The sequence below is a fragment of the Peribacillus sp. S4 genome (assembly GCF_046715815.1).
Lineage (GTDB): Bacteria > Bacillota > Bacilli > Bacillales > DSM-1321 > Peribacillus > Peribacillus frigoritolerans.
The window spans coordinates 4,287,770-4,309,038 of record NZ_CP175708.1; the positions used below are offsets into that span (position 1 = coordinate 4,287,770).

General features: G+C 40.6%; 21 protein-coding genes and 1 other annotated feature. Of the genes, 10 read left to right on the plus strand and 11 right to left on the minus strand.

The window, feature by feature from the left end; all coding sequences use genetic code 11:
* Window positions 1-101 precede the first annotated feature (101 nt).
* Complete coding sequence (locus ACJ9PY_RS20365; protein ID WP_411740298.1) at window positions 102-611, minus strand: GNAT family N-acetyltransferase; 510 nt, start codon at window positions 609-611, stop codon at window positions 102-104.
* 362 nt (window positions 612-973) lie between these two features.
* On the opposite strand from ACJ9PY_RS20365, the gene ACJ9PY_RS20370 reads away from it, so the two are divergent.
* The 3 genes from ACJ9PY_RS20370 (at window position 974) to ACJ9PY_RS20380 (ending at window position 4,297) form a co-directional block, all read left to right on the plus strand.
* A complete protein-coding gene (locus ACJ9PY_RS20370) occupies window positions 974-1,540 on the plus strand; it encodes a sigma-70 family RNA polymerase sigma factor (protein WP_411738840.1) in 567 nt (188 codons plus the stop codon).
* On the plus strand, window positions 1,537-2,676 hold the full coding sequence (locus tag ACJ9PY_RS20375; RefSeq protein ID WP_411738841.1) for a DUF4179 domain-containing protein: 1,140 nt from the start codon (window positions 1,537-1,539) through the stop codon (window positions 2,674-2,676). The genes ACJ9PY_RS20370 and ACJ9PY_RS20375 overlap by 4 nt, the downstream gene beginning before the upstream one ends.
* A gap of 232 nt (window positions 2,677-2,908) precedes the next feature.
* Window positions 2,909-4,297 (plus strand): L-cystine transporter, encoded by a 1,389-nt coding sequence (locus ACJ9PY_RS20380; protein ID WP_048679479.1) that lies wholly within the window; start codon window positions 2,909-2,911, stop codon window positions 4,295-4,297.
* Window positions 4,298-4,422: 125 nt separating this feature from the next.
* Here the strand turns inward: ACJ9PY_RS20380 and ACJ9PY_RS20385 are convergent, their stop codons facing one another.
* From ACJ9PY_RS20385 to ACJ9PY_RS20400, 4 genes are all read right to left on the minus strand, one after another.
* The gene (locus ACJ9PY_RS20385; RefSeq protein ID WP_411738842.1) at window positions 4,423-5,625 is read right to left on the minus strand and encodes a hypothetical protein; all 1,203 of its coding nucleotides are present in this window, start codon (window positions 5,623-5,625) and stop codon (window positions 4,423-4,425) included.
* A gap of 153 nt (window positions 5,626-5,778) precedes the next feature.
* Window positions 5,779-6,435 (minus strand): phosphatase PAP2 family protein, encoded by a 657-nt coding sequence (locus tag ACJ9PY_RS20390; RefSeq protein WP_057276856.1) that lies wholly within the window; start codon window positions 6,433-6,435, stop codon window positions 5,779-5,781.
* Between the two features lie 227 nt (window positions 6,436-6,662).
* Entirely contained in the window at window positions 6,663-8,012 is a 1,350-nt protein-coding gene (locus ACJ9PY_RS20395; RefSeq protein WP_411738843.1) for an amino acid permease, read from the minus strand.
* Between the two features lie 59 nt (window positions 8,013-8,071).
* Window positions 8,072-8,308, minus strand: a binding site (T-box leader).
* A gap of 463 nt (window positions 8,309-8,771) precedes the next feature.
* The gene (locus ACJ9PY_RS20400; protein WP_048679490.1) at window positions 8,772-9,005 is read right to left on the minus strand and encodes a hypothetical protein; all 234 of its coding nucleotides are present in this window, start codon (window positions 9,003-9,005) and stop codon (window positions 8,772-8,774) included.
* Between the two features lie 187 nt (window positions 9,006-9,192).
* On the opposite strand from ACJ9PY_RS20400, the gene ACJ9PY_RS20405 reads away from it, so the two are divergent.
* Entirely contained in the window at window positions 9,193-10,356 is a 1,164-nt protein-coding gene (locus tag ACJ9PY_RS20405; RefSeq protein ID WP_411738844.1) for an MFS transporter, read from the plus strand.
* A 487-nt stretch (window positions 10,357-10,843) separates the two neighbouring features.
* Here the strand turns inward: ACJ9PY_RS20405 and ACJ9PY_RS20410 are convergent, their stop codons facing one another.
* The 6 genes from ACJ9PY_RS20410 to ACJ9PY_RS20435 all read right to left on the minus strand — a co-directional run bounded on the left by ACJ9PY_RS20410 (window position 10,844) and on the right by ACJ9PY_RS20435 (window position 15,458).
* A complete protein-coding gene (locus tag ACJ9PY_RS20410) occupies window positions 10,844-11,485 on the minus strand; it encodes a response regulator transcription factor (RefSeq protein ID WP_034309572.1) in 642 nt (213 codons plus the stop codon).
* Entirely contained in the window at window positions 11,478-12,524 is a 1,047-nt protein-coding gene (locus ACJ9PY_RS20415; protein WP_411738845.1) for a sensor histidine kinase, read from the minus strand. Before ACJ9PY_RS20415 ends, ACJ9PY_RS20410 begins: the two co-directional genes overlap by 8 nt.
* Entirely contained in the window at window positions 12,521-13,267 is a 747-nt protein-coding gene (liaF, locus tag ACJ9PY_RS20420; RefSeq protein WP_063575359.1) for a cell wall-active antibiotics response protein LiaF, read from the minus strand. The genes ACJ9PY_RS20415 and liaF overlap by 4 nt, the downstream gene beginning before the upstream one ends.
* 157 nt (window positions 13,268-13,424) lie before the next feature.
* Complete coding sequence (locus tag ACJ9PY_RS20425; protein WP_034309579.1) at window positions 13,425-14,060, minus strand: PspA/IM30 family protein; 636 nt, start codon at window positions 14,058-14,060, stop codon at window positions 13,425-13,427.
* A gap of 19 nt (window positions 14,061-14,079) precedes the next feature.
* Window positions 14,080-14,427 carry a flagellar basal body rod protein gene (locus tag ACJ9PY_RS20430; protein WP_034309581.1) on the minus strand — a complete coding sequence of 116 codons (348 nt, stop codon included), beginning with the start codon at window positions 14,425-14,427 and terminating at the stop codon, window positions 14,080-14,082.
* Between the two features lie 416 nt (window positions 14,428-14,843).
* On the minus strand, window positions 14,844-15,458 hold the full coding sequence (locus ACJ9PY_RS20435) for a TetR/AcrR family transcriptional regulator (protein WP_411738846.1): 615 nt from the start codon (window positions 15,456-15,458) through the stop codon (window positions 14,844-14,846).
* A 171-nt stretch (window positions 15,459-15,629) separates the two neighbouring features.
* Between ACJ9PY_RS20435 and kynU the strand changes: the two genes are divergently transcribed.
* The 6 genes from kynU to ACJ9PY_RS20465 all read left to right on the plus strand — a co-directional run bounded on the left by kynU (window position 15,630) and on the right by ACJ9PY_RS20465 (window position 21,253).
* The gene (gene kynU / locus ACJ9PY_RS20440) at window positions 15,630-16,907 is read left to right on the plus strand and encodes a kynureninase (protein WP_106026112.1); all 1,278 of its coding nucleotides are present in this window, start codon (window positions 15,630-15,632) and stop codon (window positions 16,905-16,907) included.
* Between the two features lie 88 nt (window positions 16,908-16,995).
* Window positions 16,996-18,417, plus strand: a complete 1,422-nt coding sequence (locus ACJ9PY_RS20445; RefSeq protein WP_063575356.1) for an amino acid permease — start codon at window positions 16,996-16,998, stop codon at window positions 18,415-18,417.
* Window positions 18,418-18,463: 46 nt separating this feature from the next.
* The gene (gene kynA, locus ACJ9PY_RS20450; RefSeq protein WP_191928677.1) at window positions 18,464-19,318 is read left to right on the plus strand and encodes a tryptophan 2,3-dioxygenase; all 855 of its coding nucleotides are present in this window, start codon (window positions 18,464-18,466) and stop codon (window positions 19,316-19,318) included.
* Window positions 19,319-19,357: 39 nt separating this feature from the next.
* Window positions 19,358-19,981 (plus strand): arylformamidase, encoded by a 624-nt coding sequence (gene kynB, locus ACJ9PY_RS20455; protein WP_268937999.1) that lies wholly within the window; start codon window positions 19,358-19,360, stop codon window positions 19,979-19,981.
* 146 nt (window positions 19,982-20,127) lie between these two features.
* Window positions 20,128-20,760 (plus strand): LysE family translocator, encoded by a 633-nt coding sequence (locus tag ACJ9PY_RS20460; RefSeq protein ID WP_411738847.1) that lies wholly within the window; start codon window positions 20,128-20,130, stop codon window positions 20,758-20,760.
* Window positions 20,761-20,905: 145 nt separating this feature from the next.
* Window positions 20,906-21,253 (plus strand): hypothetical protein, encoded by a 348-nt coding sequence (locus tag ACJ9PY_RS20465; RefSeq protein WP_230136562.1) that lies wholly within the window; start codon window positions 20,906-20,908, stop codon window positions 21,251-21,253.
* Window positions 21,254-21,269: the final 16 nt, after the last annotated feature.

Consider the following 21,269-nt stretch of genomic DNA (forward strand, 5'->3'; position numbering starts at 1 on the left):
GTTAGTTTAAAGGGAAGGTCCTTTCTGTGACAGCCGCTACCTCCCCCTCTTTTCACAATTTAAAAAATGGAATGCGTTCTATTATATAGAAGGAAATGGATTTAAAGGTTCCTACTATAATGGAAGAATGTTAGCTTTTGACCCGAATCCGCACCAATTTCCTCATTAATCGAAATCCGTTCAAAACCGTTTTTCACCAAAACCTTTTGGGAGGCGATATTGTCACTTGTCGTTTTGGCATGTATTTGCATCACATTCAAATCCGGCGCCAGCTTCATCAAAAGCTTTAAAGCTTCATTCGCAATCCCTTTTTGCGTAAACGCTTCACCGATTCTATAACCGATATGAGCCGTACCCTTGATGGGGTCGATATCCACAAGATTAATCCTGCCGACGATTATGCCTGAACCATCCTTAATCAAATAAAAAGAGGAGATGGCCTCTTCTTGTTCTTTTAATAATTCCTTATGCCTGATTCCAAACGTTCCAAAGCTATAATAATCATCACCCCGTCCTGGTACCGTTTGTTCGAAAAACCTTCTATTATTGCATTCAAATGCAAATAACTCTTGTGCATCCCGTTCATTAAGCCTGTCAATGTATATATCCATCATTCTTCCACCCTTTCAAAAAAAACGCTAGGCATATATCATTCAAGAAAACAAAGGGCTTATCCTTCCTGATAAATAGATATAGAATATTCTTTCATTCAACATTTTTTTTGGCAGCATCCAGTACCTTTGCTAAAGATTCTATTTTTAATCATTCGATGGTACAAACAAACCGTTTATATCAATAACACTGTCGCATACTGACAAAATTTGATACCCTCAATACCATATCATTCCAAGTGCGAATGGACCCATCATACCTACTACCTTCGATAAAAATCCAAAATTATTGAGAATAAATCTTTTTACACACGTTGTATTAAGTGTAAAAGCTTTTACAAAAAAACAAGGGGAATCATGTCATGAAGTCTACTGATAAAAATTTTATCGAGCGGTTGCAACGCCAAGAAGAAGACGCATTGGAATTCATAGTGGATACCTATTTGCCACTAATCAAGGGGGTCACATATAAGGTTCTCTCTCCTCTTAGGAACGACGGTGTCATGGAAGAATGCATCAATGATATTTTTCTCTCAATCTGGAACCATTCGAAAAAGTTCCATGGGGATACAACGGATTTCAGAAAATGGATTTGTGCGATCGCTAAGTTTAAGGCGATTGATTACTACCGAAAAACCGTGAAGAAAATGGAGTATACGTCAAGTTATACCGAGATAGATTCAGAAAAATCAGCAGAAGATGAATTGATTATATCGGAAGACAGAAATGAACTGCTTCAGTTAATCGATCTTTTAGAGCCTGTAGATCGGGATATTTTCATCATGAAGTACTTTCTTGGTTTAAAAAATGAGGATATATCGATAAAACTCGGATTGACCAAAGCATCAATCGATAATCGAATTTATAGGGGAAAAAAGAAGCTAAGTCAAAAAGCTACGAATCTTAAGTTAGGAGGCAGTGTCGTATGAAGGATATTTATGAATTATTAAATGATATAGACATAGACGAAACTGAATTTAAGGAAATGAAAGTCACCGAACTAGAAAAAGCTAAAGTCAAAAGAACCCTAAAAAAATCAATAAGCAAGAAGAAAAAAATGAAACGCTGGCAAAAGAATGTTCTGGCTGCTTCTATTATATTCGGGTTATCCACCGCAACGATTGGTTTATCGTTCACGGCTTCTGCTAAAAGCATTCCTTTGATGGGAGATATTTTCAGCTACTTTAGTAATGAAAACACAGGTCTCTCCGATGGTATCAAGAATAATGGAAAGGGTCTTTATAGTGATTATAAGTCCTACTCTAACGAAATTGGCTTTACCGAAGAAAGCAATGGCCTTACTTTCACGATAAATGACGCCATTTATGACGGAAAAACGGTAACCATCACTTATACTATTGAAAGCGAAGAAGATTTGGGTGACGGATCATTCTATGTTCCCAGCCCGAATATAAAAGAAATGAAAGCCCAAGGAGGATCGGATGGAATTTCAAAAGTAGCTGATAAAAAATATGTAGGCTTATTAACGGTTACTAACTTAGAAGATCTTAAAGTAGATAAGGTAAATATAGACTGGAATATAAACAGCATTAGTATTACCGACATGGATAAAGAGATAAAAGGAAATTGGGACTTTGCCTTCTCTCTAAAGGCAATTGAAAGTAACGAGAAGGTCATCAATAAAAGTGTGAATCAACATGGTGTAAAAGTATCCGTCGAAAAACTATCGATCTCGCCAATGTCCTTTGTGGTAGATTATCATCAAGAAGTGTCCGACTCAGTCAAAAACAAATGGGATGAAGCCTATGTGGAGTTGTCCATTAAAGATGACTTAGGAAATGTGTATGCTGGTCAAGGTAACGGAGGAAGCGGTATCGATTCTTATAATTTGAACTTCAGCAAAACATTTCAAAAAATCGATTCAAATGCTACAAGACTGATTGCGACACCACATGTAACATTACGTAATTTCTCTTCAGAGAACCACGGAGAAGTCACCATAACGGAAGATGGTGAAGAAAAGGTGTCATCTTTCCCAACAAAACCGAGTAGTGCTCCAAAAGAGTTTGTATTTGATGATATCGTGATTGATTTGAAGAAATAACAATTTTACCTACAAGAGGTATACTGAATCCTAGATTCCAGAGTGGAAAAGGTTCATGTATATCTCTTTTTTGTGACTTCTTATTCAGTCCATGAATATGGATACATACATGAATTACTTGAAAAGTCAAAAATAAATTATTTTCTTCTGGTAAAAAATCAGCGGATGATGTATCATAGGCTTCAGATATTCATTATTCTCATTTGGTTAATCGGAATTAGGAGGAATATATATGATTGGTTATGTGTTTTTAAATCTTGCCATAATGCTCGTTCTTTTAGGCGTTTTATTTTACATGAATAAGAAGCATATTTCCTTTACAAAAAGGGTCTTTACTGGACTTGGTTTAGGAATTGTATTCGGACTTCTTTTGCAGTATTTCTATGAACCTCAGTCGGATGCGATCGTTAAATCGGTCGATTGGTTTAACATTGTAGGTTCCGGCTATGTCAAGTTCCTGCAAATGATCGTTATGCCGCTTGTCTTCATTTCAATTTTATCCGCATTCACAAGATTGAAACTGACTAGCAATATTGGAAAGATCAGTGTCCTGATCATCGGAATCCTGCTTGGAACGACTGCGATTGCAGCTGCTGTCGGGATCACCTCGGCAACTGTATTCAATTTGGAAGCCGTTCAAATTGAGCAAGGGGAAGCGGAGTTAAGCCGCGGGGATCAAATATCGGAAACATACGGTACGATTCAGGATAAAACGATGCCGCAGCAAATTCTTGAATTGATTCCGTCCAATCCGTTCCTTGATTTAACCGGTGCACGTCCGACATCAACCATTTCCGTTGTAATTTTTGCTGCATTTCTTGGGATTGCCTATTTAGGGGTCAAACGGAAACAGCCTGAACATGCTGAATTTTTTGCTAAAATAGTAGATACATTGCACAGCATCATCATGCGCGTAGTAACATTGATCCTGCGTTTAACACCTTACGGAATCTTGGCGATCATGACGAAGACGGTAGCTACGAGTGATTTGGATGCCATCCTGAAATTAGGGAAATTCGTAGGTGCCTCATATGTGGCCCTGATTGTCATGTTCCTTATCCATTTGCTATTGCTGATGCTTGCAGGATTGAATCCAATCGTATATTTGAGAAAAGCTTTCCCAGTATTATCGTTTGCTTTCACTTCAAGAACAAGTGCTGGCGCTCTGCCATTGAACATCCAAACACAGAAACAACTAGGGGTGTCCGAAGGTATTGCCAACTTTGCCGGATCCTTCGGCTTGTCGATCGGTCAAAACGGCTGTGCCGGAATCTATCCGGCCATGTTAGCGGTCATGATCGCTCCAACGGTTGGGATCAACCCGCTAGACCCTTCCTTTATCGCTATGTTGATTGCCATCGTGGCCATTAGCTCTTTCGGGGTTGCAGGTGTAGGCGGAGGAGCAACATTCGCTGCCATCCTTGTATTATCTGCAATGAACCTGCCAATCGCCTTGGCCGGCCTGTTGATTTCCGTCGAGCCATTGATCGATATGGGAAGAACGGCCGTGAATGTCAGCGGAAGCATGACTTCCGGTATTCTGACTAGTAAAATAACGGGCGACCTGGATAAAGAACAGTTCAGCGAAGAATCATCTTTGAAAATTGAAGCTGAAATGTAAAAGAAAAAGCATCGGACTTCCTGTCATGGGAGGTTCGATGCTTTTTTACATAGGCTGTACACACAATTCAACCAAAATTCTTGGTACAAAAAGATGCTTGAAACCCAGTTAAGATAAAATTCATTTTAAATAAGTACATGCCAGATATTTTCTTGTTTCTTATAACTTCCCTTTATTTCTCCAACGCCATCAATGGTTAGCGAATCATTGGTTTCAGAGGGTTCATTCCCTACTATCAGATGTAATTTATTTATGTTTTGAATTCCATGATCAACATGGGCAATTACCGGTTGTTGAATAAGAAAATCTTCATTGTTCATTCTTACTTTTATAAAGCTCTTATGTAACAGTCTATCTTCTAATGGGATGATATTCATCGGGTCAAAGGATTTAGCAGTCATGTTCCCTTCAATATATAAATGAATGCCTGCTTGTTCATTAAACTCTTCAAATGCTTTCATCCTCTTTTCCAGGGCAAAATTAACGACTTCCTCTGTTTCAGGACTTATCTTCACATCAGCCATTGAATCTTCCATATCATCACCTTTATGCTGTTTTAATAGGTCATATAATGTATCTTCTCTATCAAAAAAACTTTCCATCCAGCCTGGTGAAAGCTCCTCCAGTAACAAACACATACACAACCCGGAGCTATAACAACTACTTCTAATACTAGAAGTGGATTCATACTTGTTTATTAGCTGTTGTGCATACTTTTTTAAAACTGAATCGTAATCAAGCGGGCTTTTCTCCGAGTAAGCCTTCAATTCGACATACCACGCAGGTCCCTCGATGGTTTCAATCAAATTTTCATATGTCAGGTACTCTTCAATCTTGGCTGCTCTTTTTTCCCTTAGGGCAATGAAGGCATTAAGGTATTGTTTCTTGTTAATTTGGTCATTTTCCAACATTGCACAATAAAGATTTGTTCGTTCCTGATTTCTTAATTCCACATTTTCTTTTGACAACGGATATGTGATTCCCAGCATTTCATCGGGAAACCGTTTTTCATCCTTTATATATTGATAGCCGTGAAACAATTCATGAACCGCTATTGAAAACAAACCTTCATATTCCTTATAGTGATCCATATTAACAATTGCAGTGGGATATTCTTCATACATAATGATTGTGTCAGCAGCAAACTCGGTATCCCACTTTAAAATATGATATGTACATTTTGGATTGTTACTGAATTTAGGATGATTGAATAGATAAACATTACTCTTGTCATATATGGCATAGGCAACAAGTTCAAAACCCGGCCAATAATTTTCCAACTTTGCTTTAACCAATTCTTCAGCCATTCGATCAAGATGATGAGGCATTCTTTTCCTCCCTCCACTGTTTCCATTCGATTAAAAACATAATACCATATATAATTTACATAAATGCCCAATTTTTTCAATAAAAAAACAAAAAGCCACTGTAACATATCAACTCATGGGAGTGAATATTCTTACAGTGGCTTTTTCCTGTGGTCACTTTTTAATTTGCCTCGCTGCGTAATGGTTGGCCTGAAAACCAGGTAGCGCATGGAAGGTATACTGGACGGCTGCATATACACCGCATGCTAGGAGGATTCCTGCGAGTGCATCCAATACAGCATGCTGTTTCGTAAATAGCGTGGAGAGGATGATCAGTGTTCCGAATGCAGTGACACTGGCATACTCCCATTTGTGCTCTTCTTTCCGCTTATGGGCGACGATCATCATGATGAATGTGGTCAGTACATGAATACTGGGAAGGCAGTTGACAGGTTGATCATGACTATAGATGAGCCGCATTAACTGGGCAAAGATATCGTTGCCCACGACTTCTGGACGCGGAACTGTCGTTTGCCAAAGGCAATATACAAGAAAACAGAGAAGCTTCCCCGATATCAAACTGCCTAGTCCGACGAAATAGTGCTTTCGGTCAACAAAGCAATAGTAAATCAGCAATCCATAAATATACGGATACCAAAGTAAATAAGGAACGGCAAATTCTTTAATAAAGGGAATCTCCCTATCTATTATAGTCGTAACATCGACAGCATGACCTGAAGATTGATTGATGATTGAATAGATGGAACTAGTAATCATCAAAAGTAATAAATAATATAACGGGTGAAAGGATAGTATGGAATTGTTTTTCATAGCTCGCTCCGGCTTTCAATATATTAGTTTTTTTCCAAAGATTATTATACTACATTTTTCAATGGATTAACTCTTTAATCGCTAAAGTTAATGAATCCCATGAACTAGTAAAATGGATATCTCTTACTTTTAATCCGACTAAGAATACATAACGAAAGCCATGGCATATACCACGGCTTGATATGAAACTTATATGCGGGAAGGCAAAAGTGATCACTCCGCCATCTCTAGATTTTGTTATGGCGTTTTTTCCATACATACGTTAAGGAAATGAAGATGTAGATGCAAAGAGTAATGATCGTAACGACTATGGATGTCGTGAAAATGATTCCGATCAGGATCGTTATTAAAGCGATGATCGCAGCCCAAGTCGTATACGGGAACCATTTTACCATATAGGCACTTGTCTTTCCGGACTGTTGTTTACGTGATTTCAAATGGGCGAAAGCAATGATCAACCAGATGAATAATACGGTATATCCCAGCGAACCCATTAGGAAATCGAAGGTCTTGCTTCCAGCAAATAAGGAAATCAATACACCGCCATATAAAGCGGAAGTACACATTAAGATTGCGGGAACAGGTACTTTCCTCTTGGATAAACGGGAAAAGATTTTCGGAACGCGACCATCCACGGCTTGTGTATACAGAACGCGGGATGAACCATACAACCCGGAGTTCATCGATGATATGATCGCTAATAGAACAACGGCATTCATGATATGGTCGGCACCTGGAATCCCGATCATTTGAAAGACCATTACAAACGGACTTTCCTTCACCCCGTTTACTTGGTTCCAAGGAATTAAGCTAACGATGATGAAAAAAGGAATGATATAGAAAGAAATGATCCTGACCAATGTACTGCGAACGGCCTTTGGAACCACTTTTTCAGGATTTTTCGTTTCAGCTAATGTGACCCCGATGATTTCCGTACCGCCATATGAATAGATTACCACCAGCATCGCCGTGATCAAACCTGTCGATCCATTCGGAAAGAAACCGCCATGTTCGGTCAAGTTAGAAAAACCGACCGCGGTATGATCACCAAAAGTAACGAGCAGCAACAATAATCCAGCCATGATGAACACAATGATGACCGTAATCTTAATTAAAGCAAGCCAGTACTCCGTTTCAGCAAAAACCTTCACCGACAGCAAGTTAACCGCAGTAACCAAAACCGAAACAGCTAATGCCAATATCCAGATTGGATATCCGGGCAGCCAATATTGAAGGAAAATCGCCGCAACCACTGATTCGGCCGCGATATTCAACACCCACATTTTCCAATAAATCCAATCCAGGAAATAGGCAGGATATTTTCCTAAGATCGATTGGACCAAATCCCTGAATGTTCGTGCACCGCTGTTGCGGACCGCCATTTCAGCTAAACCTTGCATGATGAATAATAGGATGATTCCTCCTATCAAGTACGCAATGATTACGGAAGGGCCTGCCATATCAATGGCTGAACTGCTTCCTTTAAATAAACCTGCCCCGATGGCACCGCCTAATGCCATCATCGTAATATGCCTTGAAGTCATTGTCCTCTGTAAATTCCGTTTGTCCGTTTCCATATCCTTACCTCCCCAAAATCAAAAAAAGCATATCGTCTCTTCCTTCATAATCAAATGAAGAAAGAGACGATATGCCTTAAGCTTACCGCGGTACCACTCTTATTGGCTCTTTAAAGAACCCTGCTTTACAAACCTTGTAACGAAGGTCAATCGTTAAAACAAAAGAATGGAATCATTCCTATCTTTCGCTTTACCACTCCCAGGCAAGTTCAAAGTATCATTGGACTGCGTTGCACCAACCCGCAGCTCTCTTCACCGAATAATGAGCTTTTACTACTCCTGTTCATTGCGTTTTAAAATTATATCTGAATATTTTTAATAATATCCCATACTATACGGACTCAAGGTAAATTTGTCAATAACTTTCTTAGGATAATATTTTCAAAGAAACAATTAGGGGAGTTCGTGAAAGCCCTTGATCCAATTATAGGATACTGGCGGACAAATAATATACAAATTCAATAGCACTTAAGGAACATCCTGCGGCTGCAGAATCAAGTGGTAGATAGTCTTAAAAGATGAAAAGAAGAACCCATGATGGTTAAAGCATATTTGCTAGGCTTCCTAAATACAAAGAGTGCCCTTTATGGATACCCTCAATTTACCAGTAGTTTTTTCGTACATTCAACAAATGTTCTTAGGAATTTTTTAGCAGGTTCTGTATAAAAATAAATCTCACTTTCCTTCTATTGAGGGCTTACTTCACTAGTCACCTAATCAAATCAATAAATTCACAAAAGCCCAGACTCTCCTAAACGTTTAAAACTCCTTCCCTAACCATGAAGCTGCCACCATCAGAACCCCAACGACAATCACTATAACCGGTCCTACAACAATTAATCCAAATAGCAGTGAGCCTACTGCGTCCAGGAAGATTCGAAATGGACCTGCTTTTTCCTTTTTATTCTGTTGCTGCGTTAATAAGTCTTCAAGATGACCGACTTTTTGCTTCAATTGCTGCAACTCTTGAATCACTTTTGTGTCCTGGTCCATGAATTAACACCCTCTTCAATTAACAATAAGTGTTAATTCTATCATTTACATCCATATTTTAAAAGTGAGATTTACCCTCGAAACCAAATCTATTTAAAACTATTTTTTCAAATTCTGTCATCAATGATACAATAACATGGTCTGAAATCAATCCACTCTATAGAACACGTGAGGTATCATATTTTTTATGAAAGCAATACGATTATTAAAGAGTTTTAACTTTTTATATTTTGGACTGCTTGCCATTTTCATTCCGTTTCTCCCAGTCTATCTGGCTGATCAAGGTTTGCGTCCAGCCCAAATCGGATTCATCATCGGTACAGGAGGTTTTGTCACCCTCATTACCCAGCCTTTATGGGGAATGATCAGCGACAAAACAAGGACTATACGAAAAGTCCTGTTGTTACTCATCTTTTTCTCGAGCGTAATCGGTTATTTCCTCTATGATTCAAGCAGTTATCTCCAGCTCATCCTGTTTGCCATGCTGCTATATTTCTTTTTGATGCCGATCGATCCCCTGACGGAAAGCCTCAATTTTACGATGGCAGAGAAATCTGGGATCAGCTACGGCTCCATCCGGACATATGGTGCATTAGGTTATGCTGTCATATCGCTGATCACCGGCTATGTTATGTCATATTTCGGAGCGAACAGCCTTGCGTTCCTTTTTGCAGGAATAGGTTTGATCAGCTTCATTGTCAGCTGGATGATGCCTGATGCTCCCGTTTCTGGGAAACCTGTCACCTTAAGCAGCCTTAAGCATTTTTTCAGCAATAAAGAGACGCTTCTCTTTCTGTTATTGGTCTTTATCTGTGCTGTTCCAGCAAGGATGAACGATACCTTCCTTGGAGTATATATCCGGGAACTTGGAGGAAATGCCAAGCTTGTAGGCTTGACCTGGTTCTTGGCGGCGGGAAGTGAAATCGTTGTATTCGCCCTAAGCTTTTGGTGGCTGCGCAAAGGTAAGGAAATCATCATCATTTCGTTTTCAGCAGCATTTTTCTTTATCCGTTATTTCGTCTCTGCGTGGATTACCGATCCACAGCTATTAGCTTATTTGCAAATCATGCAGCTATTGACTTTCCCGATTTTCTACTCGGCGGCCATCCAATATCTATACCGGATTGTTCCAGTGGAATGGCGTGCCACAGGCCAGACCGTACTGGCGCTGCTGTTCTTCGGGGTTTCGGGAATCATTGCTTCTTATATAGGCGGAGCCATATATGGAGCATATGGCGGGAAGACCCTTTACTTGTTCATTTCCTCCATCTCCTTTGTAGGAATGGTATTCGCTTTGGTTCTTTATCGGATATACGGAACGAGGCTCAATACCGCAGAGGAAGCTGTATAATCTAAAAAACGGAATGTAAAAAAGAGCATGTTTTGATTAAAACATGCTCTTTTTACATTCCGTTAGCGAAATAAAGGGGCAACCGTCAACATTAACACAGAGGAGCAAAGCAGTATAGCAGTTGTCCTGTTTGAGAGTTTTACTTGTTTGCCATTTTTATAGAAACCTGAAAATTGAAGCCGGTTTTTATAGAGTACATAAAGTAATGGAAAAATTGCCATACCAACGATCCATCCGCCCCTGGTATTCTCTACGGTTATTCCAAAAATCGCATAGATTGAATGAATGATGAGCCCCATAATCATTCCAATAACGAAAATAATGGTGATTATACGAAATAATTCTAAAATCACTCTTAACATCATTTCACCTGCTTTTTCCTGTAATCCGTAAAAAAGGCTGCGATCAGCAACCTTGAATGAACTTTACAGGATGGGATATTTCCCTAAATATAACAAGCTTTCCTCTATTGGTAAATAGACGCTCTTTACTCTTCTTCTTGAACGAGCGAATGCTTAAATGCGTAGATCACTGCTTGCGTGCGGTCCTGCACGGCAAGCTTGCTTAATATATTGCTGACATGCACTTTGGCGGTTTTCAGGGCTATGTATAGTTCATCGGCAATTTCCTGATTCGTTTTCCCTTGTGTCATCAGCAGTAAAATTTCCATTTCACGGTTTGTCAATTGATCATGAAGCTGGGTGATTTTAGGGCGACGCAGCTTTTCCATCATTTTTCCCGTCACTTCAGGTTCAAGTACGCTTTGACCCTGGAAAGTGGAACGGACAGCTCTCGCAATCTCGCTGGCCTTTGATGTTTTCAGCATATAGCTCGTCGCTCCGGCTTCCAATGCCGGGTACACTTTTTCATCATCCAGGAAGCTTGTCACAATGATGATTTTCGCTTCTGGCCATTTTTCAATAATTCGTTTCGTCGCTTCTATGCCGTCCATTTCCGGCATCACCAAATCCATCAAAATTACATCCGGACGCAATTCCATTGCCAGTTCTACTGCTTTCAAACCATTGTCCGCTTCCCCGATCACTTCGATATCCGATTGTGCGGATAAATAAGCCGATACCCCTATCCTTACCATTTCATGGTCATCGACAAATAATACTTTAATCATCATGATCACCTCCAGCATTTAATAATGGGATTTTCACTTCAAGTTTCGTTCCTTTATTCGGAACACTTACAATTTGCATCGTCCCGCCTAATTCAACAGCCCGTTCATGCATGTTTTGCAGACCATAAGATCCCGTTTTCGACTCCTCGACGTTAAAACCGATGCCGTCATCCGTTAATCGTAAAATGATCATTCCATCACGGACGATCAATAACACTTCAAGTGAATTCGCTTTTGCATGTCTCAGCGTATTGGATATCGATTCTTGTAAAATCCGAAACAGATGGTCCTCAATCCCCTTATCCAGAGTGACAGGCTCCATCTTCCAATTTATATCCATCGTCACTTTTTGGGCCAATTCCAAAAGAAGCTCCTTCATTCCTTCATGTAAAGATTTTCCCTTTAATGCAACAGGCCTCAAGTGAAGCAATAGCGCCCTCATCTCAAGCTGGGATTGATGGATCATTTCTTCCACTACCTTGAATTGTTTCATTTCCGTTTTTTCCATATCGGATTGTGATTCGGTGATGGCCGACATGAACATCGAAGCGGCAAACAATTGCTGGCTCACCGAATCATGCAGCTCCCGCGCTAAACGGTTTCGTTCCTGGGAAACGATTTCCTGGATCTGTTTCTCCTGATCAATTGCCTTTTCATTCGCCATTTTTTGCGATAATTTAGTCTGCTCATTGACTTGCTTATAGATCAGTTGCATCCGTTCCTCCATTTTAGCCATCTCTTGAATTGGATACGTTTCCTGTTGCGAGGGTAAGCGGCCCTGTTCAAGGAAATGCAGACCTTCATCCACCCTTTCAAGCTGTCTCTTCCAAAACATCCCCGAAACGACTCCATAAATCAGCCCTACCGTCATGACCAGGCTTGGCAAAAATATGACGAAGGGTAGTCCCATGACCACTTTCTCCCACAATACACTCCAATCGGATAAAGGAAAGATGAAGAAAACCATCGCCGGCAAAGCAAGGGAGAGAACGAAAGCAACACCAAGGGCAGTCAATATCTGCCGTGTCATTATGCTCATATCCGCTTCACCTCTAAATCGCCAACTAAGATTGAAGTGATGATATGAACCTTGTGATCCGTTTCATTGAACCCTTCCGTTTGGTAGGAATAAATTTGATTAAAGACCCTGGATTCAGGTTTATTTTCAAAAATCCGCGCCCTGCCCGCAATGACAGAATGATGGACCCTGATTTCGATGCCATACGGTACAAGGACGGTGATATTGCCAATGATATTCCTGATCGAAATGACAGCATCGCCTTTCGGTAAAATCGTTTTGCTTAAATCGATAACCGTATCACCGACCCCGCCCTGAACATTCACGGAATTCCATTCATATACATGTTCGGTCGTTTGTTGATGACCAAACAACTTATTTTTAAATAGATAATCGGTTTTCAGCAGTCGTTCCTTATTGATCTTTTCTTCGTCCGAATCATCATTGGTTATAATGGGACTGACCCAGTCAGGATTCTTTTTGGACTGATAATATAAAAACAAAAGATAAATGAGGATCGCCATTAGGAAAAATTTAAAGACGAACATATTCAAGACATTGATGATAAGCGAAATCAGCCCTATAAAAAATAGGATTTTCCCGATTGTCCGTTTTGTGAATTTCCTGCCTAAATAGATGCATCCTATTGAAAAAGCGAGGGAAAAAAGGAGACCTCCACCCGTAAATGCAATCTCTAAAAAAATCAGGACGACTCCGATGAGAAGTATCCATCCCATATAGTCCGTCTTCATCTTGTTCAACATCGGTTCGCCTCCCCTGTATATGATCATGATATTCTTAAAAGGCACAGAAACCCGTGCCTTTTAAGAATACCATGAAATTGTCACGTTCTGACAGCCTGTTTTCCCCCGCCCTCCATTCCAAAAGGCGAGGGGATGACAGCGATGCCTTAAAAAAACTTTACGCTTCTTTCTGTTCCAATTCTTTTTCAAGCTGAACAATCCTGGCATCGATCGTATGCCGATTATAATCTGTATGGACCTGGTGCTCGATGCGATCGATATAATGCTCCATTTCTTCAAACATCGCTACCGGTTTGGCTTCGGAACTGCCTCCGTCCAAAACCCGATTGATCCGGTTGTTTGCCCGGGCAATATTTTCCCTGCCCATCAGTTCCAACCGCTTTAGATGCATATCCTTCAGCTTATGTTTCATTTCTTCATATTTCCGCTCCAGCTCAGCCAACTGAACCTCTGCACTTTTATGCGCCTCTTTCAAACTTTGCGCCCGCTCTTCATAGTGCAGGCTTTCCTTTACAGCAAACTCCATCAAATCGGTCTCTCCCGACTGCTTGGCAATCTCAGCCTGATGCTTACGTTTTTCAGCCAGATTTTGCGCTTGATTATATTCACGCGTAAACTCTTCTTTCAGAAGATACTGACGTTCAAGCAACTTACCGACCTTTTCCGTCTCCTGCTCACATTGACGCAAATATTGATTTAACATCCCAATTGGATTTTTTTGCTCCTTTTTATCCAACAGATCGTGAAAATCAGCCGAAATCGTTTGTTTCATTCTTGAAAATAAATTACCCATTCCAATTACATCCCTTCTATTAGTTCTTATTCAACTCTTTCCACTCTCTTTCAAAATTTGAGAATGGGTCACTTTCTTTCGATGAAGCACTTTCATCATTTTCATTCCATTTTTTATAAACCAGGTAAAGAACATAAGCTGCCACCAGTCCCAATATTGCCGGGATATGGGAAATAGAAACGATCAGCACGATAATGGAGACTGATCCCCACGCAATCTTCGCCCCTGTCGATTCGGACTTCATGAACTGCTTGAACCCAAAGTATAGGATCGCCAAGCAAATCGCCAGGCTGATCAGTGGACCAACGTTCGCCAGCAACAGGAAAAGTGCGATCAGTCCTACAATAAATAAACCAAATTTCTTCATTGTTTTCGTCCTCCTTTCTATGTTTATATCTTATCGACTTTTACAAGTTCGTATAATGAGCCTTAGCTATATTTTCTAGTAAGACTTAAGGCGTAGACGCTATAAGTCCGATGCTAATGAGGAGGGTATTTTGGCGGTTTACTCGGGAATTTGCACCTTACTTGTAAGTATGAGCGATATATAGGTGAATTTGAGCGATATATACCAGAGTTTGAGGATATACTCCCGAGTTTCCGCTATTTACTCGTGGGTTTGGACAGTTTACTCGTGAATTTGCGCTATTTACTCGTGAGTTTTGCTGTTTTTCTCGTAAATTTGCATTTACTCCTGAATTTGGGCACTTTACTCGTGAGTTTTGAAAATAAAAAAATCTTCCGATTGTATATAATCGGAAGATTGGTTAGCTGCCACCATCATTACACATATAAGCCTTCGACGTAGACTGCGGTGATGGTTTGAGCGATTTCTTCTACTGAACTTTGATGTTCGTTTCGCACGATTTCCCATAGATACATTTCGTTTGTGAAAAACCATCCTCTTGCGACCAGCTCATGGTTTAGTTCAGCTCTAGCCAGTCCATTTTGCTGTGCATAGGCCACATCTTTTGAGATTCGCTGAATGAACTTCATGCGGATCGCTTTCCATTTATCTGAAATAATGGTTGATATGCCAATGGCCTGTTCGAAGACCTGCATCATGTTACGTTCAGCTTCTGCCATTTTCAAAAATGCATTAGCTTGTCTGTTGATGATATGTTTTGCTTCGTCTTTTGATTTTGGAAAGAAAGAGGTCTCGGCAATTTCATAGAATTGCTCCATTACATTTTCCATTAATACAATTAACAGATCCTCTTTCCCTTTAAAATGAACATAGGCTGTCCCGTATCCGATGTTTGCTCTTTTGATCATTTGGGAAATAAGCGCAGCTTGATAACCTTCTTCAAGAAATATTTCCTTTGCAGCTTCCAATAGCTTTTGTCGTGTCATGATCGAGCGTAAATGCCGTTTATCCCCTGTTTTGCTATTCTCCATGCTTATTCCTCCCTTTATCTTCTAGCATAAAGGATTTCCATAAAATTAAAAACATTTGTTGGAATGTCAGCTTGAATGTTTTTAATTTTCTGAATTAACTTATTGACACTGTGTCATATTCTTTGGTACGATTCTCCTAGAATTTAAAAAAACTAATATAGGAGGATGATTATGGTTTCTGAATATACATTGGATCACGCTAAACAAATGGATGAGAATGATACGCTTAAAGGTTTTCGAGAAGAGTTTTATTTAAAGCCGGATTCCATCTATATGGATGGAAACTCATTGGGGCTTCTTTCGAAAAGGGCTGAACGCACTCTTCTGGAGTCTTTGGAAGATTGGAAAGAGCATGGGATTGATGGATGGACGCAAGGGAATCACCCATGGTTTTTCATGGCTGAGAAATTGGGCGCGAAGATGTCCCAATTGGTCGGAGCTTCTCCCGAGGAAGTTATTGTAACCGGCTCCACAACTGTAAATCTGCATCAGCTAGTCGCTACTTTTTATAAGCCTGAAGGAATGCGCAGAAAGATTTTGGCTGATGAATTAACCTTCCCGACTGATATTTATGCTCTTCAAAGTCAGCTGCGTACACATGGATACGATCCGGAAACCGATCTCATCCGCGTGAAAAGCCGTGATGGCCGATTTCTTGAAGAAGATGACATCATCAAAGCAATGACCGATGACATCGCTTTGATCATCTTGCCAACGGTCCTGTATCGCAGCGGTCAAATACTGGATATGAAACGGTTGACTGATGAAGCTCATAAAAGAGGCATTGTAATCGGATTTGACGGATGTCATTCCATCGGTGCAATCCCGCATTCATTCAGCGAATGGGATGTGGATTTTGCGTATTGGTGTAATTATAAACATTTAAATGGCGGTCCTGGCGGTGTTGGCGGTTTATATGTAAATCGAAAACATTTTGGGACGATGCCTGGATTGGCTGGATGGTTTGGCTCCAAAAAAGATAAACAATTCGATATGGAACATACTTTAACACCAGCTGAATCAGCAGGAGCGTATCAAATTGGCACGCCGCATGTGTTAAGCTGTGCACCTTTGATTGGGTCTTTGGACATTTTCATAGAAGCTGGAATTGAAAATATTCGTGAAAAATCCCTGAAAATCAATCAATATTTAATGGATTTAGTCGAATTCGAATTGGAAGACATGGGATTTTTCATTGGAACTCCCAGAGAAGACATCCGCCGCGGAGGTCATGTAAGCCTTGAGCATAAAGAAGCTGCACGGATATGCAAGGCATTGAAAGAGAACGGTGTCATTCCCGATTTCCGTGCACCTAACATCATTCGCCTCGCCCCGGTTGCACTCTATACTTCTTATGCGGAAGTTTGGGAAGTTGTACAAATACTCAAGAAAATCATGTCAGAAAAACAATATGAAAAATACAAGAATGAGCGTGAAGTGGTCGCATAACCCGGAGTTCCGCCAGATGGGGCTCATCCCTCAAATGGTTGATTAATTGGGGCAGGATAAAATCTTTTTGATAAAAAGGAGATGAACTATGGAGAAAAACAATACTCAATTGAACTTTAAAGATGAGCCAGAAAAAGGATTAAAGCGAGAGCTGAAAACAAGTCAGCTCTCCATGATCGCGATGGGCTGTGCCATCGGGACGGGGCTATTTCTTGGCAGCGGACTTGCGATTCAAGCGGCAGGGCCAAGTGTATTGCTCAGCTATGCTCTTGGGGCGTTCATTGTCTTACTATTGATGGGCTGTTTAGCCGAAATGACGGTTGCCCACCCTACTTCCGGATCTTTTGGGGCCATTGCGGAAAAGTACATGAGTCCAATGGCAGGCTATCTTGTCCGCTATTCCTATTGGATTGGCAATGTTTTGGCTGTTGGGGTTGAAGTAAGTGCAGTCAGCGTATATATGAATTATTGGTTTCCGAACGTGCCGGGAATCGTATGGATTTTGTTGTTTGCAGGTGTCCTGATTTATGTAAATGCTACCAGCGTGAATACATTCGCGACATTTGAGTATTGGTTCTCCTTTATTAAAATAAGTGCCATTGTTGGTTTTATCCTACTTGGAGCCTATGTACTGTTCGGTTCATCCGAACAGCCGCATATAGGACCGGAAAACTTCGTGAATGAAGGCGGTTTTTTCCCATTTGGTTTGAAGGGGATGTGGATAGCCGTATTTATTTCTTTATTCAGCTTTCTTGGAACTGAATTGATAGCGGTTACATCAGGGGAGGCAAAAGATCCGGATGCCGCCGTCCCAAAAGCATTAAAAGCGACTGTGTTCCGTTTATCCACTTTCTATGTGCTGACAATCGGCATCATGCTGATGATCGTTCCTTGGAAAACGGCCGGGATCGAGGTAAGCCCATTCGTAAAAGTGATGGAAATCCTGAACATTCCAGGTGCATCCGGGATCATGAACTTTATTATTCTAACGGCTGCCATATCTGCCATGAACGCTCAGCTCTATGCTTCAACACGGATGATGTTTTCATTGGCACGCGGAAAACATGCACCTGCTTTTTTAGGAAAGTTAAACAAAAGCGGTGTTCCTACGAAAGCCCTTGCTGTCTCTTCAACGGGGATTTTCATCGCTGCAGGCGTTCATGCGTTACTTCCTGGTTCATCCTATGCTTTCATGATGGGGATTTCCATGTTCGGTGCCATGTTCACATGGCTCATGATCTTCATTTCCCATTTGTTTTTCAGGGTGAAATGGGAGAAAACCGGCGGACGCAAATTACCTGTTAGGATGATCGGTTTCCCCTATTTAACGATACTAGGAGCCGTTCTTCTATTCAGTTTGATGATTACGTCATGGTTTACGGATTTCAAAATCATGCTTCAATTCGGGATTCCTTGGTTACTTTTTTTAGCTGTTGCTTATTTTATTTCAAAAGGAAGAAATATTAACCATAATGTAATGGAAGAATCTCTGGAAAAGAAGATAGAATAGAATGGCGGAATAAATAGTTTTTTGCGAAAAGTGAGGAGATTGCGGAATGAAGAATACAGATAAAAATGAACAAACAATAACGGGTTTAGAGAAAGAAATTCAAACCGACTTTCAAAAATCGATGTCCTATGGAGATTACCTCCACCTTGATAAGATTTTAACCAGTCAGCATAGATGCTCCGATCATCATGATGAAATGCTATTTATCGTTATCCATCAAGCGAGTGAGCTATGGATGAAGCTCATTTTACATGAATTGACAGCAGCAACAGAGTCCATCCGCCAAAACAAGTTGGAACCCTCGTTTAAAATGCTGTCTCGCGTTTCGAGGATTCAGCAGCAATTGATCCAGTCATGGAATGTCCTTTCAACTTTAACACCGGCTGAATACATGGAGTTCAGGGATAAACTGGGACAATCTTCCGGATTCCAATCTTACCAGAATCGTTTGATTGAATTTGCATTAGGAAACAAGAACGTCCATACGCTAACCGTCTATCAGCACCAAACGGATTTATACGAGCAAATGCAGCAGGCCCTACATGAGCCAAGTATATATGACGCGGCGATCAATGCTCTTGTGGCACGCGGATTACCTATTGATCAAGAAGCCCTCAGCAGGGATTGGTCCCAAAGATATGAACCCAATGCCAGTGTAGAAGAGGCATGGCTGACAGTTTACCGCGATGTTGAGCAATATTGGGACTTATATGAGCTGGGCGAGAAGTTAGTGGACATCGGCCACCAACAGCAATTATGGCGTTTTAATCATATGACCACAGTGGAAAGGATCATTGGTAATAAACAAGGAACGGGCGGATCATCAGGTGTAACGTATTTAAAGAGAGCACTGGATCAACACTTTTTCCCAGAGCTATGGAGTCTAAGAACGAAGCTATAAGATATTCAATAAACAGCCAGTAGAGACGGAGGTAAATGCATGGGGACATGGATTGATATTTCACAACGTCTGGATGATAACGTTGCAGTCTGGCCTGGAGATACACCTTTCTCTTATAAAGTCAATTGGAGTAAAGAAGAAAGTGGATCTGTCAATGTTGGTCAAATCAATATGAGTATCCATACCGGTACCCATATTGATGCACCTTTTCATTTTGATGATGATGGAAAAAGAGTGATTGATTTGGATCTCGACTTATATATGGGAAATGCCCGAGTTATCCATTTACCAAACAAGACAAGCATCGGAGTCAACGAATTATCCCATATAGATCTACAAGGCGTTACCCGTCTGTTAATTCGCACGGATGCATGGAAGGATCGAAGTGTGTTTCCACAAACCATTCCACATATCCAACCAGAATTAGCGGCATATCTTTCAGAACACGGCGTCCGTCTAATTGGACTTGATTTACCATCAGTAGATCCACTGGATAGTAAAGAGCTGTCTGCCCACCATGAACTTGCCGATCATGGCATTCACATTTTGGAAGGACTTGTATTAGACGGTATCGAACCGGGTAATTATGAGTTGGCAGCCCTCCCTCTTCCTTTGGTTGAAGCAGATGGAAGTCCGGTACGTGCTGTGTTGAAAAAGCCCTAAACAAAATGTTTTCAAAAAACGAGCCAGATCAAAAACTGATTTGGCTTGTTTTTTTTGTAATCATTTACTATCAAATTTATCTCCCTAAATCACGTGCATCTATGTTATAATTTTCAGAATTCAACACTAAGAGTGGAGGTCCGAATATGGAAAACTTTTATCTGTTCATCATTATGTGCATCCTTCTCATCATCTTACCTGGTCCAGATACAGCAATAGCCACAAGGAACACCGTTACCGTGGGGACTTCGGGAGGTTTTAAAACGATGTTCGGCACATGCTGTGCCCTGCTCATTCATACATCTGCTGCCGTGTTCGGACTTTCAGCAATCATTGTGAAATCCGCTTTATTATTTTCCATCTTCAAATATGTCGGTGCCGTTTACTTGGTATATCTAGGCTTCAAGACACTATGGGGATTGAGGAATAAGCAAGTGGCCGCAGCGGCGGAAACGACAATCAAAAGTAAGTACGAAAACCAGTCATGCTTTAAGCAAGGGTTCCTTACCAATCTGCTGAACCCTAAAGTGGCCGTCTTCTTTTTAACGTTTCTGCCTCAGTTCGTGAATCCGGGGAATGATACGTTTTTACCGTTCCTGATCATGGGCATGACGTATACCGTTTTAACTGCGTTGTGGTTTGTATTTTATATCTATCTGCTGAACCAGATCAGTGCTTTTATGAAAAAGCCTAGAACCCAAGCGATATTCGAGGGGATAACCGGGACAGTCTTGATTGGTTTCGGGATAAAGCTAGCTCTAGAAAAAGCTCATAATTAATTTGAACTGCACCCTAATTGTTAGACATTGGAGGTGCAGTTTTAATATATCGGGGTTCTGGTACAGGTGTAGGGGATTTAAGTACTTGCTGAGTTATGTTACAAAAAACCATAATTTGGTTTTTAATGCAAGGAGGAAAAAGAACATGGCAACCATTGAAGTTAAGAAAACAAAAGATATCGGATTAGGTTCACTTTCTTTCGTGCTATGTTTATTGGGAATATTGTTTACGTTTGAATTTGGCGATAAATCTTGCATGGGAGATCATATTTTACATACTATCGGACTTAGCTCCTGGTCAAATGGAGATTCAGGTATTCATTATACTGTGTTCTATTCGGCTATATTTTTCATCCCCTCCTTTATTATTGGTCATATATATCCTGATAATAGAGGAGCAAAAGCAGGGAAAATCATATCAGGCTTCCTATCAGTTCTCACCCTTTCAGCACTAATAACGTTTATTATCTCTTTTTTATCGGCCTGGGTATGAGCTCAATAATGCCGAG

Coding starts and splice junctions, on each gene's coding strand:
- kynB (WP_268937999.1), top strand. CDS start 19,358: ATGGGGACATGGATTGATATTTCACAACGTCTGGATGATAACGTTGCA.
- ACJ9PY_RS20390 (WP_057276856.1), bottom strand. CDS start 6,435: ATGAAAAACAATTCCATACTATCCTTTCACCCGTTATATTATTTATTA.
- ACJ9PY_RS20400 (WP_048679490.1), bottom strand. CDS start 9,005: ATGGACCAGGACACAAAAGTGATTCAAGAGTTGCAGCAATTGAAGCAA.
- ACJ9PY_RS20365 (WP_411740298.1), bottom strand. CDS start 611: ATGGATATATACATTGACAGGCTTAATGAACGGGATGCACAAGAGTTA.
- ACJ9PY_RS20380 (WP_048679479.1), top strand. CDS start 2,909: ATGATTGGTTATGTGTTTTTAAATCTTGCCATAATGCTCGTTCTTTTA.
- kynU (WP_106026112.1), top strand. CDS start 15,630: ATGGTTTCTGAATATACATTGGATCACGCTAAACAAATGGATGAGAAT.
- ACJ9PY_RS20465 (WP_230136562.1), top strand. CDS start 20,906: ATGGCAACCATTGAAGTTAAGAAAACAAAAGATATCGGATTAGGTTCA.
- ACJ9PY_RS20425 (WP_034309579.1), bottom strand. CDS start 14,060: ATGGGTAATTTATTTTCAAGAATGAAACAAACGATTTCGGCTGATTTT.
- ACJ9PY_RS20410 (WP_034309572.1), bottom strand. CDS start 11,485: ATGATTAAAGTATTATTTGTCGATGACCATGAAATGGTAAGGATAGGG.
- ACJ9PY_RS20395 (WP_411738843.1), bottom strand. CDS start 8,012: ATGGAAACGGACAAACGGAATTTACAGAGGACAATGACTTCAAGGCAT.
- ACJ9PY_RS20430 (WP_034309581.1), bottom strand. CDS start 14,427: ATGAAGAAATTTGGTTTATTTATTGTAGGACTGATCGCACTTTTCCTG.
- ACJ9PY_RS20445 (WP_063575356.1), top strand. CDS start 16,996: ATGGAGAAAAACAATACTCAATTGAACTTTAAAGATGAGCCAGAAAAA.
- ACJ9PY_RS20370 (WP_411738840.1), top strand. CDS start 974: ATGAAGTCTACTGATAAAAATTTTATCGAGCGGTTGCAACGCCAAGAA.
- ACJ9PY_RS20375 (WP_411738841.1), top strand. CDS start 1,537: ATGAAGGATATTTATGAATTATTAAATGATATAGACATAGACGAAACT.
- ACJ9PY_RS20385 (WP_411738842.1), bottom strand. CDS start 5,625: ATGCCTCATCATCTTGATCGAATGGCTGAAGAATTGGTTAAAGCAAAG.
- kynA (WP_191928677.1), top strand. CDS start 18,464: ATGAAGAATACAGATAAAAATGAACAAACAATAACGGGTTTAGAGAAA.
- ACJ9PY_RS20405 (WP_411738844.1), top strand. CDS start 9,193: ATGAAAGCAATACGATTATTAAAGAGTTTTAACTTTTTATATTTTGGA.
- liaF (WP_063575359.1), bottom strand. CDS start 13,267: ATGTTGAACAAGATGAAGACGGACTATATGGGATGGATACTTCTCATC.
- ACJ9PY_RS20460 (WP_411738847.1), top strand. CDS start 20,128: ATGGAAAACTTTTATCTGTTCATCATTATGTGCATCCTTCTCATCATC.
- ACJ9PY_RS20415 (WP_411738845.1), bottom strand. CDS start 12,524: ATGAGCATAATGACACGGCAGATATTGACTGCCCTTGGTGTTGCTTTC.
- ACJ9PY_RS20435 (WP_411738846.1), bottom strand. CDS start 15,458: ATGGAGAATAGCAAAACAGGGGATAAACGGCATTTACGCTCGATCATG.